At 41.8% G+C, this 12,669-nt stretch carries 9 protein-coding genes; 6 read left to right on the top strand and 3 right to left on the bottom strand.

Annotation, left to right across the window (positions count from 1 at the left end):
* Positions 1-212 precede the first annotated feature (212 nt).
* Positions 213-569, bottom strand: coding sequence for a winged helix-turn-helix transcriptional regulator (locus tag AC1D0K_RS22825; RefSeq protein ID WP_477398057.1), 357 nt, complete (start codon positions 567-569; stop codon positions 213-215).
* A gap of 116 nt (positions 570-685) precedes the next feature.
* Between AC1D0K_RS22825 and AC1D0K_RS22820 the strand changes: the two genes are divergently transcribed.
* Positions 686-1,294, top strand: coding sequence for an FMN-dependent NADH-azoreductase (locus AC1D0K_RS22820; RefSeq protein ID WP_477398055.1), 609 nt, complete (start codon positions 686-688; stop codon positions 1,292-1,294).
* A gap of 55 nt (positions 1,295-1,349) precedes the next feature.
* On the opposite strand, the gene AC1D0K_RS22815 is transcribed toward AC1D0K_RS22820, so the two are convergent.
* Together AC1D0K_RS22815 and AC1D0K_RS22810 are read right to left on the bottom strand one after the other, a co-directional pair.
* Entirely contained in the window at positions 1,350-5,501 is a 4,152-nt protein-coding gene (locus tag AC1D0K_RS22815; protein WP_477398053.1) for a two-component regulator propeller domain-containing protein, read from the bottom strand.
* A gap of 377 nt (positions 5,502-5,878) precedes the next feature.
* Positions 5,879-6,220 (bottom strand): hypothetical protein, encoded by a 342-nt coding sequence (locus AC1D0K_RS22810; protein WP_477398051.1) that lies wholly within the window; start codon positions 6,218-6,220, stop codon positions 5,879-5,881.
* Between the two features lie 221 nt (positions 6,221-6,441).
* Between AC1D0K_RS22810 and AC1D0K_RS22805 the strand changes: the two genes are divergently transcribed.
* From AC1D0K_RS22805 to AC1D0K_RS22785, 5 genes are all read left to right on the top strand, one after another.
* Entirely contained in the window at positions 6,442-7,071 is a 630-nt protein-coding gene (locus AC1D0K_RS22805; protein ID WP_477396884.1) for a hypothetical protein, read from the top strand.
* 292 nt (positions 7,072-7,363) lie between these two features.
* Positions 7,364-7,810: a Fur family transcriptional regulator gene (locus AC1D0K_RS22800; protein ID WP_477396886.1), complete on the top strand. Its 447-nt coding sequence runs from the start codon at positions 7,364-7,366 to the stop codon at positions 7,808-7,810.
* Positions 7,807-8,640, top strand: coding sequence for an N-acetylmuramoyl-L-alanine amidase family protein (locus AC1D0K_RS22795; RefSeq protein WP_477396888.1), 834 nt, complete (start codon positions 7,807-7,809; stop codon positions 8,638-8,640). The genes AC1D0K_RS22800 and AC1D0K_RS22795 overlap by 4 nt, the downstream gene beginning before the upstream one ends.
* Before the next feature lie 64 nt (positions 8,641-8,704).
* On the top strand, positions 8,705-10,999 hold the full coding sequence (locus AC1D0K_RS22790) for a glycoside hydrolase family 20 protein (RefSeq protein ID WP_477441411.1): 2,295 nt from the start codon (positions 8,705-8,707) through the stop codon (positions 10,997-10,999).
* Between the two features lie 220 nt (positions 11,000-11,219).
* Positions 11,220-12,650, top strand: a complete 1,431-nt coding sequence (locus AC1D0K_RS22785) for a serine/threonine protein kinase (RefSeq protein WP_477396892.1) — start codon at positions 11,220-11,222, stop codon at positions 12,648-12,650.
* Positions 12,651-12,669: the final 19 nt, after the last annotated feature.

The raw sequence follows: 12,669 nt of genomic DNA, 5'->3' as shown, positions 1-12,669 counted from the left end.
CCTTTTTGTCATCCTGAGGAACGAAGGATCTATTCTTCACCATGCTTCTTCGCCTTGTACAGTTTGCGAATAGATCCTTCGTTCCTCAGGATGACAAACCTTTTTAACGTCATTTCCCTTCAGTGTCTTCCGGATTTTATCACTCGTATGACGATTCGTTTATTAGCATCCTGGCTTTTTGCTTTACGCATTCTGCCTTCAGCTTCCAAAGCTTACATTCCGGCTATAATCCGTTTACGGTGTTCTTTGCCCCATTTGTACAGTTCAAGAATTACGTTGTCCAGCGAATGGCCATATTCGGTAATTGAATATTCAACCACTACCGGTACCGAATCATAAACAGTGCGCTTTATTAACTGGTTCATTTCCAGTTCGCGCAATTCTTTTGATAGCATCCTGTCTGTTATTTTCGGGATCTCTTTTGCCATCTCCCCAAATCTTTTGTTACCGAACGTTAATGAGATCAAAATTGGCAGTTTCCATTTGCCGTTTAATACTTCTATCGCATCGGTTACAGGCAATAACATACTGGTGCACTTGCCCCGAGTTTTAACTTCTCCCATTTCCATTTTCCTTCTGTTCAAGAGGTAACTATACTAAAGGATAGCGCTATCCTTTAGTATAGTACTTACTATTGTATAGCAAATGTAAATACCTTTGAGTTGTAAATGAAATATAAAATATCATGAAAAAAATTCTGAACATCGTTACCAGCGTTAAGGGAAACGAATCTTTTAGCGTCAAATTATCAGCTGCCATATTAGAGAAATTATCATCGGTTTATCCAGACAGTGAAGTACATACCCGTGATTTAGCCAAAACTCCTTTGCCGCATTTGGAAGAGACGCAATTTGCCGCCTTTCAAACACCGGGAGAAATGCGCACGGATGAGCATAATGAAGCCGTCAAACAGTCGGATGAGGCTATAAAAGAGTTGATGGAGGCTGATGTTATTGTGATTGGCGTGCCTTTATACAATTTTGGTATTCCATCAACCTTAAAGGCCTGGATTGATCATATTGCAAGGGCCGGTGTTACCTTTAGTTATGCAACGGGTGCGCCCAAAGGATTGGTCATCAATAAAAAGGTTTACCTGGCTATTTCATCAGGTGGTGTGTATTCAGAGGGGCCAATGAAAAGCTATGATTTTACAGAATCTTATTTAAGGGCAGTTTTGGGTTTTATAGGCATGACAGATGTTTCTGTTTTTAGAGTAGAGGGGATATTTGTGCCGGCGCTTGCGGCCACAGCAATGCCAAAAGCTTTGGAAAGTGTTACGGCGCACGCTTTTTAAAGTAATAGATTGGAAACCCGCTGTGCTATGTCAGAGACATTGAACAGCGGGTTCTTTACTCTTTAAAAGATTCATTGGTTTGCAATGCCCATTTTTCGAGCTTATTAACCACGTCATCTAATTTAAATGGCTTGCTTATATAATCGTCCATACCCGCATCCATACAAATCTTCAAGTCGGTTTGGAGCGCGTTTGCGGTCATCGCTATAATAAAGGGGCGTGTTGGGAAACGTTTTTTTATTATTTGCGTGGCTTCTAACCCATCCATTTTGGGCATTTGTACATCCATCAAAATAATGTCGAATGTTTTTTTATTAACTAAATCCAGGGCTTCCAATCCATCTCCTGCCAAATCTGCTTCATATCCTAATTTACTTAAAACCTTCAGGATCAATTTTTGGTTCATCGGGTTATCCTCGGCAACCAAAATATTCAATGGGTATTTTTGTGAAAAATTATCTGGTAGTTTATGTTTGGTAGCATCAACATGCAACTGGTCGGGAATAGTTGATGTTATATGCTTGCCAAGTTCTTTTACAATATGCTTATATAAATTATTTTGTTTGGCAGGTTTGGTTAATATGGAACAAAATAAACCGGGATTATCTTTATGGAAAATGTAGCTTATGGAGCTCAAAAGCATAATAGGTAATTCGGGATATTTGCCGCGTATTAAGATTGCCAGTTCAATGCCATCCATAAGCGGCATTTGCATATCGGTAATAACCAGCTTAAAATCATTATGCTGCAGTAATAGGTTAAGCGCCTGCTCGCCAGAGTTGGCTACTACCGGGCTTAACTTCCACTGCTCCAGCTGGCCTTTTAAAATTCTGCAGTTGGTATCATTATCATCAACAATCAAAATTTTACTATTTTCAAAACCCTCCATATTATGGTTTACGTGGGATTTATCTGGCTGTAAACTTTTTTGGGAATGAATAGAAAACTGGAAAGTACTTCCTTTGCCAATTTCGCTTTCCACACTAATTTTTCCGCCCATTAACTTTACCAGTTGTTCACTTATCACCAGGCCCAGGCCGGTACCACCGTATTGACGGGTTGTTGAAGAATCAACCTGCGAAAACGCTTTAAACAGCCTGTGCAACTTATCGGCAGAAATGCCAATGCCGGTATCTTTTATCTCAAAACCCAATTCAATATGGTTATTTTCTAAAATGCTGATTAAGTGTACCGCTACATAGATTTCTCCCTTCTTGGTAAACTTAATGGCATTACTTATTAAATTGATCAGGATCTGGCGAAGCCTTAAGCTATCGCCAATGATTTGTGCCGGCACATCATAGTCTATTTGGTAAACCAGGTCGAGTTTTAAGTGAGCCGCTTTTAAAGCAAAAACATCAAAAACTTCTTCAATACAGGTGCGTAAACTGAAATCCTTTTCCTCCAGCTCCATATTGCCCGATTCTATTTTAGAAAAATCTAAAATATCATTGATCACCGCCAACAGGTCCTCGCCACAGGTTTGGATAGACTCGGTAAAGGTTCGCTGTTCTTCATCTAAAGAAGTTTCGCCGAGTAAAGAGGCCATCCCAATTACTCCGTTCATTGGCGTGCGGATTTCATGGCTCATGGTAGCCAAAAAGATGCTTTTGGCCCGGTTTGCCTCTTCGGCTTCCCGAACAGAGTTTTTTTCAACCTCTATTGCCCGGGCTAATTGCTCGGTACGTTCTTTAACCTGGCGCTCAAGTTCGTTTTTTTGTTTCCTGATTGCGCGCGTGCGAATGAAGTAGAATGAGGGGCCGCTACAAACAAAAATTAAAACTACGATCAACTTAAACCACCAGGTAAGCCAAAAAGGGGGTTTTATATAAATGGTGATAGATGTGCCTTTGTCATTCCATTTGCCATCGTTATTTGATGCCTTAACCCTGAAAGTATATTTACCGGCATCCAGGTTGGTGTAAGTGGCCGTTCGTTTATTGCTGATATAGTTCCAGTCTTTATCAAAGTTTTCCAGCTTATAAGCGTATTGGTTTTTTTCGGGAATGGTATAATTAAGGGCAGCAAATTCAAATGTAAATACGGAGTGTTTGTAAGATAGATTGATAGCGCTGGTTTCGCTGATATCTTTTGGGAGGATTGAGTTTTTATGTCCCGAGGTTACAGGTCTGTTAAAAATCTGGAAACCTGTAATATAAACCGGGGGAATAAAGTCATTATCTTTTAAACTATCGGGATAAAAGGTGCTGAATCCGTTTACGCCGCCAAAAAACATTTGCCCATCTTTAGTTTGAAAGCAGGAGTGCCCTTTAAATTCATTTCCCTGCAACCCATCAGAAATGCCATAGCACCTGATTGCCTTTGTTTTGGGGTTAAAGCGGGCAAGGCCTTTGTTGGTGCTTAACCAAAAATTACCCTTATGATCTTTCAAAATGGTGTAGATCACATTATTGGGTAAGCCATCTTTTTCCGTGTATGCTGTAAATGTTTGGTTACGCCTGTTAAAATAGTTTAGTCCTCCGCCATTTGTGCCCACCCATATATCGCCGTTTCCGGCCTCGGCAATAGATTCTATGGTGTTGCTTGATAGGCTGTGCTTGTTTTCCTCATCGTGCCTGTAATGAGTAAAACGGCCACTTTTAGGGTCAAGCATATCCAGACCGCTATCCGTACCTGCCCATATATTGCCCTGTTTATCCTGAAATACGGTAGTGATAATGTTTCCCCCTATGCTGTTATTATCCAAGGGGTTATTCTGGTAGCGCGTAAATTTATCGGTTTTTACATTGTAATAATTGAGGCCCCCCTTCCAGGTACCTATCCAAATATTGCCCTCCTTATCCTTATACATATTATTGATATCAGAAAGGGAAAGGCTATGAGGATTGTTTGCCTGGGGCATGTGATGCTTAAATACACCCTTTTTTTTATCAAATAAATCAAACCCGCCGTTATGATAACCAAGCGCGATAAGGTTCTTATCAATCGGTACAATTGCAAGGATATAATTATTACTGATGGTATTGGTATTGTTATCGTTGTGCAGATAGTGAGTAAAGGTTTTTTTCTTTTTGTTGAATAGGTTAAGGCCGCCACCGTCGGTACCAATCCAAATGTTTTCGTCAGTTTCGTCGCCAGAGATGGATAGCACATTGTTATTGCTTAGACTATTAGGATTGTTTGGGACTTGACTATAGGTAGTGAATTTATCACCAAACCTGGGCGAAAAATTAACCCCGCCAGAGTAAGTGCCTATCCAGGTATTCCCGGTATCATCTTTATATAAACAATAAACGGAATTACTGCTGAGGCTGGAATGATCGTTTGCATCAAATTTGTAACAAACAAACTTATTGGCAGGGTAATCAAAAACACTTATCCCGCCATTTTCTGTGCCTATCCACAGCTTTCCATCTCCGCTTTCCATTATCGAAAGAATATCATTATGGCAAACGCTATTACTGTTTAACGGGTTGTTTTTGAAATTTATAAAAGAATTGTCTTTACTGTTATACAATGCCACCCCGCCGCCAAGCGTGCCAATCCAAATATTTCCTTTGCTATCTTTATATACAGTTTTTATCCAACTGGAGCTAATACTTTTATCGTTTGCAGGATCATGCGCGTAGCGGATAAATTGACCGTTTTGAGGGTTAAAATGATACAAGCCATCATCGGTCCCTATCCACAGCCAGCCATTATTGTCCTGGGTAACCTGGTATATAAAATCGTTAATTAAACCGTTGGCATTTTTACCTGTATGTGTGTATTTCTTAAATGAACCATTTGCTGCATTAAATAAATAGAGGCCCTTACTGGTGCCCAGCCAGATCCTGTTTTTATTATCCAGGAAAACAGATCTGACAGAATACGTTAAATGATTATTGGAGTAATGGATAAAAGTATTTGTTGCCCGGTCAAATCTGTCAAGCCCGCTATCGGTTCCAATCCATAAATTACCGGCACCATCTTCCATAAGTGCTAATACATAATTATCAATAATGCTGGCTTTATTATTCTGGTCGTGCTTATAATGCGTAAACTTATAGCCATCATACCTATTCAGGCCGTCTTCGGTTCCAAACCACATAAAGCCCCGGCTATCTTTAATAATGGCACACACATGGCTTTGGGAAAGCCCTTCATTTGTACTAAGCCATTTAAATTTTGGATTTTGAGTTTGCGAATAAGACAGGCCAGGGTAAAGCAGGTATAAACACGAAATGAAAAGAAATATTTGCCTCATTTTATCGTGTCAATGCTTTAATGGTAAATATATTGTTAATCTATAGTTAAAATATGCGCCGCCTGTTATAATATTTCTGCAGCCGGTATAGCTTTTGTTTTAAACTACTAAGTACTTGTGGTGATACGTAAATAATGGAGAAATTGTTTCCCATGTATTACTTTTTAGTTAAGAAAATTGGTTCGTGATTGTTCCCCGTTTTTAGAATCAGGCCTTTGAACCAATAAACAGGTTTGTTGCTTGCTCTCCATAACGAGAACACTATTTATCTCTGCAATTCAATAATCAGGTAAGTTTAATTCCGGCATAAATTACCCTATCTCTGCTTTCGGAGTTCCATGCAAAGTTAACCGGCGTGTTTTTTTTGCCAATGCTCCCTAATTTTCCCCAGTAGGCCGTGGGGTATTATGGTGGGCACCATCTAAAGGGCCGCTTACAACTACAACCACGTGGCCATGGCTTTGCGATGGATTGTTATCATGGCCTTTTAAGCCACCAATCACGAGCCATCCGTCGTCGGCTTTGTTTTTTGCATCTATACCATCACTTAAGCTCACCCATTCACCGGTTTTTATTTCATCAACTATCTCATCTGCCAGGCCGCTCAATTCAATATCGAATGCAGTGCTTACAGCTTTAGCAAAGCCGCTGCAATTGTTGCTGTTTGCGTTAAAAACAGCTTCGCATCTCTGGATTATTTTTTGTGCTAATTGATTCATAAGGAAGATTTTAGGTTAATGTTTCAATAAAAATACATAGTTTTTTTTGAAATATTATAGTTAGCCGGGGCGATTTACAGCTATATCATAATACATTGAATTTAATCCATCTATAGTAAATGGTCTTACTTAGATGTTTTTGTTAAAAAAAGTATATAGAGTGCCGGTAAATAAATAATAAAGTTAAACCATAATATTATTTTAGCCCAATATTATCACTCATGAAAAAACTTATCCTAAGCCTGTTTTTAGCTATAACCTGCCTTATAGCGTCGGCACAATCATTTGAAGGCAAAATTACTTATAGCAACATCATTAAAAGTAAATTGCCCAATGTAAGCGATGAGCAGTTTACCACCATGTTGGGAAGCATTCAAAACTATTATGTAAAGGGCGGCGATTACCGGTCTGATTTGAATGGGACCGTACTACAGTGGCAGCTGTATATTAACGCGGATAATAAGCTTTATAACAAAATGAGCAACTCCGAAGCTATTCTTTGGAATGACGGCGCCGTTAACGCCGACGAGGTCATCAGCACCGAACTGCACAAAGCTGTTGTTGATATCCTGGGCTATAAATGCGACGAATTGGTACTTACCTGCAAAAGCGGCATTCAGAAATACTATTTCACATCCAAAGTACCAGTTGATAGTAAATTGTTTATCAACCACAAATTTGGTAACTGGTATACCATCCTGTCAAAAACAAACGCCATGCCATTAAAAATGACTATCGACAACGCCCAGTTTTACATAGAAAGTACCGCAACCGAAATCAAGCCCGGTAAATTAGATGCAACCTTATTTGTTTTGCCTGCTGGTGTAGCTTTACAAAAAAGTCCTTATTAATACAACTAAGCACAAGCGATAGTTGCACTATCGCTATTCCGGCACAGGGTGGCAGTTTATTTTTGAAAATCAAAAGCGGGATAGTGACGACAGAAAAACTGCTGAGCGTGTTTTGGCTGCGGGGGGAGAGGCGCGCTCTGTATAGCCCAATTGCTGACCCGCAATTTCATTCTTAATCCAGCGTTATACATTCAATCGGGGATTTACAAATTAACCGCATACGCAATTTTAAACCATTGTATATTCTTGTTAAATTTGTATCCTTATAAAATACTACTCCCCGAAAGGTTAAATGGCACAAACCCGTAATAATTTTCACTTTGAAGATTTGCTGAACAAGCATCATTTAAAAAAAACAGCTCCAAGATTAAGGGTGCTGTCCATGATGTCGTCGCGCAGCGCGGCCACTTCCCAGCCCGATCTGGAAAGTGTGATGAATGATATAGACAGGGTTACCCTGTACCGTATCCTCAACGCCTTTGAGGAAAAGGGGATCATTCACAAAGTATTTGATTTAAACGGTACAGCCAATTATGCCCTCTGCTCATCCAATTGCAGCGAGGAGCATCATCACGACGAGCACCTGCACTTTAATTGTACCGAATGCAAAAATGTGTATTGCCTGGATGATCTGCACCTGCCGGCCATCAACCTCCCACCCGGGTTTGAGCCCCAATGTTTTACATTATCCGCAATGGGCTTATGCCCCAAATGCAGTAAAAAGGCTATAAAAAAATGATCCTGAATAAAAAGCTTCTACATATCATAGCCGCTAACTGCTGCTTTGTATCCCTGATTTTTTGTCTTTGCTCTTTCACATCCGGCAGGGATACTATTCCGGTTAGTTCAGCCTTCCGGTTTAAAACGGTTATCATAGATGCCGGTCATGGCGGTAAAGACCCCGGCGCGCGTGGTTCCTATTCTGTTGAAAAAAACGTAACGCTGGCAATCGCCAAAAAACTTAAAATAGCTATAGATACAGGTATCAAAGGACTAAACACCATCATGACCCGTACCGATGATACATTTATTCCGCTTAACCAGCGATCGGCCATAGCCAACCAGAATCATGGTAACCTGTTCATTTCTATCCACTGCAATTCATCGCCGGAGGGTAACGCGGCTTCGTCACATAAACGCAAGGGGGTGCTGCTGCTGGTTTATGGTTTTCACAGGCTGAAAGAGCAGGAGGAGGCCGTAAGAGAAAACTCGTCAATATTTATTGAGAAGGACTATAAGCAAAATTACGAGAGCTATGATGAAAGCGACCCTTCAAACGCCATTATCCTAAACGCCTATATTCAAAAATACCGCAAGCAAAGTATCCTGTTTGGCGACCTGGTGAACTCCGAATTTACGGATACCAATGGCCGCTCAAGCGAGGGGGTAAAAGAGCAGGGCGTATTGGTACTGGCCCACAGCGCTATGCCCGCCGTACTTGTTGAAACCGGTTTTATCAACAACCCCGAGGAGGAAGATTACCTGAACTCCCCCGATGGGCAGAACGAAATTGTGCAGTCCATAATTACCGCCATAAATAATTACCGCAAGGCTATAGGCAGCTTGTAATTTTCGGGGATAATATCATACCGTCGCTATAATCAGTTATATTCGGCTTTATAAATCTATACTGATGATAAAGCTGCTTAACTCCTGTAAGTTCCTGGTAAAAACTTTAGTCCTGGTATTGTTCATCAGCAGTGCATCGGCACAAATTAAAGAACAGGGTATAATTCCACAACCTTACAAAGTTGAAAAGAGCAATGTTATGTTTGCTTTCTCCCCGGCAACAGGAATAGCTGTTGGTGATGGTATCAATGTCAACAATCTTAATTTTTTTAATCAGTATTTCCGTTCCCTTTCAGGGTATACACTGTCGGTAAATAATAAACGGGCAATTCCTTCTATCAATTTGGATATCGACTCTTTAGCCATCACTGCAAAAGAAGGTTACCGGCTAACCGTCACTCAAAAAAAGATAAAAATAATTGGTCATGATGAGGCCGGTGTATTTTATGGGCTGCAGTCGCTTGTTCAATTGCTGAAACCATCCAACGGTAAAATAACCGTACAGGGTTGCACCATTGAAGATCATCCGCGCTTTGCCTACCGTGGCATGCACCTGGATGTAAGCCGCCATTTTTTTGATGTGGAAACCATTAAAAAATGGATAGATATGCTGGCGATATATAAGATCAACACCTTTCACTGGCACCTTACCGACGACCAGGGCTGGCGTATAGAAATAAAGAAATACCCATTGCTGCAAAGCATCTCGGCCTATCGCGATGAAACCATTATTGGGCATAAAAGAGATAGCCCGCACCAGTTTGATGGCAAACGTTATGGCGGTTACTATACACAGGACGAAGTTAAAGCGGTTGTAAAATACGCTATGGAAAGGCATATCAGCATCATCCCCGAAATTGAAATGCCGGGGCATGCTTTGGCTGCACTGGCGGCTTACCCGCAGTTGGGCTGTACCGGTGGTCCGTATAAAACGGCTACCTACTGGGGCATATTTGATGATGTGTATTGTGCCGGTAATGATGAAACTTTTACATTTTTGCAAAACGTGCTGGATGAAGTGCTGCCACTATTTCCATCAAAATATATTCATATAGGTGGCGATGAATGCCCAAAAACAAAATGGCAAACCTGCCCCAAATGCCAAAAACGAATTAAGGATGAGCATTTAAAAGATGAGCACCAGCTGCAAAGCTATTTTATTGGCCGCATGGAGAGATACCTGAACAGTAAAGGCCGGCAGATAATTGGCTGGGATGAGATACTGGAAGGTGGCTTAACCCCCGGCGCAACCGTAATGAGCTGGACAGGCGAGGAGGGTGGCATAGCTGCAGCCAAACAACACCACGACGCTATCATGACCCCCGAGAAATATGTGTACCTGGATTATTATCAGTCTCTTTACGCTGCCGAGCCAATTGCAGGCGGGGGCTACACGCCGCTAAGCAAGGTTTATAATTATGAACCAATAACCAAAGAGTTATCTGGCGATGAAGCCACCTACATTAAAGGGGTACAAGCCAATGCATGGAGTGAGTACATGACCAGCCCGGCACAGGCCGAGCGGCAACTATTCCCCCGGATGCTGGCTCTGGCCGAGGTGGGGTGGTCTGCAAAGGAGAATAAGGATTATGATGGATTTTTGAAGCGGTTAAGGTATCAGCACCCAATGCTGCAAAGGCTCAACATCAATGCCGCCAACACCTTTGACGAAATAACCGGCGATATAGGCACAAAAGCAAACCATCAAACATCGCTTAGTCTTAATACAACCCTGCCGGGCGGTAAAATATTTTACACAACCGATGGGTCGGCACCGGGGCTTAAAAGTAAATTATATAGTAAACTCTTAACCATCACCTCATCGGGCAACATCAAAGCCGCTTTGTTTAGTAATGGTAAACAAACAGGGCGCACATACATGCAAAGTTTTAACATGCACAAAGCGGTTGGCAAAACAGTAACGCTGGTAAATCAGCCTAAAGGCACCTATAACACCGGCGATATCTCTGGCCTGGTAAACGGCGTGTTTGGGGATAAGCTTTATAACGATGGCCAATGGTACGGTTTTAACGGCGATGATCTGGATGCGGTAGTCGACCTTGGTTCGGTACAAAAAGTATCACAACTGGGTATCCATATTTTAAAATATCACTGGCAAAAAATGTGGGAGCCTTCGCTGCTCACTTTTGAAGTATCTGAAGATGGTAAAACCTATACCGAAGTTTATCGCCAAACGGAATTTACCGCCAATGGCATTAATGCGGTGAGGGCCAACATAAAACCATTGCAAGCCCGGTATATCAGGGTAAAGGGCACCAATAAGGGCATTATTCCGCCGGGCGAGTACATTGCCGGGGCAAAGGCCTGGCTGTTGGTGGATGAGATAAGTATCAAATAAAATTAGTATCAAGTAGTTAGTATCAAGTATAAAGACAGCTGCGTAAAATCTCTTAGTCCGATAGTCTTTTGTCTGAAAGTCAAAATCTTGATACTTGATACTCGCTACTTGATACTAAATTTTCATATTTTTATAACCAAACACTAATGTGTGCGTTATGTTGAGGTAACAAAGTTTAACAATTGTTATTTTAACCTTATAGCACTGCAAGTATAACTCAATGAGCAAAGTATTTACAATAACCGAAGGCTTGGAGAATATGGGGGCTTTGCGAACGGGCGGGCAAGGCTCTGTTTATAAAGGCAGGCGTTACGGCCCCATCATCACGGCGGTAAAGTTATTGCCGACCCCTATTCATACCGAAAGTACCGACGATAAGAATTTTAGAAACTTCCAGAACGAGGTTGAAAAACTAAAAAAGGTAAACGAAGAGCCTAACCCCAATGTGGTTAAGATCTTAAACTCCGGCATTACCGAGAGTGGCTCGTTCCCTTTCATCGAGATGGAGTACATTGATGGACCCGATCTGGAAGATCTGCTGAAGCCACCGCACGAGCCCATCTTTACCATTAAAGAGATCATTAAACTGGCCGATCAGCTGGCTAACGCCCTTTCACACTGCCACAAGGTTTCGGTAAAGCATGGCGATATTAAAAGTAATAACGTAAAGTTCAACGTTCATACAGGCAACTATGTGCTGCTGGATTTTGGCCTTTCGGCAATGTCTGATGATCAGCGGCGTACCAGTATTCGCCATGCCGGCGCCATAGAGTTTATGGCTCCCGAGCAGAATGAAGGGCTGATGTATTTCCAGACTGATGTGTACAGCTATGGCATTATTCTGTATGAACTGATTGGAGGGCAGGTGCCTTTCCCATTGCGTGATAACGGCGAAACCGCCCGCAATGCCGTAATGCTGGCGCACATGGATAACCAGGTGCCCGATGTAATGGAGCTGCGTAAAAAGAATTTACCGGCCAGCTGGAATGATCAAAAGAAGGAACATGAAATGCTGGTGCCGGCCTGGCTGCTTAAAATTGTTTCTAAATGTTTGGAAAAAGAGCCAGAACACAGGTTTCCGAGCGGTATTGAATTGCAGGATGCCCTGGTACATAGCAGTATTTCAGCGGTAAACAGCAACCAGGTTGATGATTCATGGAACGCATCGGTATTGCTCAAGGAGAACGAACGCCTGCAGGGCTTACTGCTTTACTACCAGGAGGCCGAAAGCGCAAAGGGGGGGGATGTTATACCCAATAGTTCAGAGTCGTCGGTTGCTGTTGGCAAGCACGCGGTGCGGATCTCCAGACCGGTATTTATCAGTTTAATTGTATTATTGGTAGCACTTACCGGGTTTTCGTCTGTTATGGCTATTAAACACCGGCGGGGTATCTACAATACTTTTTTTAAATCATCACAGCCGCCAAGAGATACTTTAAGCCACTTTGTTAAGCCGGCACAGGTTGATAAAGCGAAACCGGATAGCAACGTAAATCAACCCGTTAATAATGATAATGCATCAAGCATTCCGCCCGAGGTTGATTCAATTGCAGATTCAATACTGAGGGGAGTGAGGCATAAACCTAAAAGCGATCCGCAATTTTATCGCGATAGTGTAAAGGCCGCTGATACAACAAAATTGAGTTTTTAGTTAATGATAGTTAATCTCT

The organism is Mucilaginibacter sp. P1_A3, assembly GCF_056406855.1.
The sequence above is the reverse complement of the archived record's forward strand: the minus strand, read 5'-3'. Positions and strand labels throughout refer to the sequence as shown.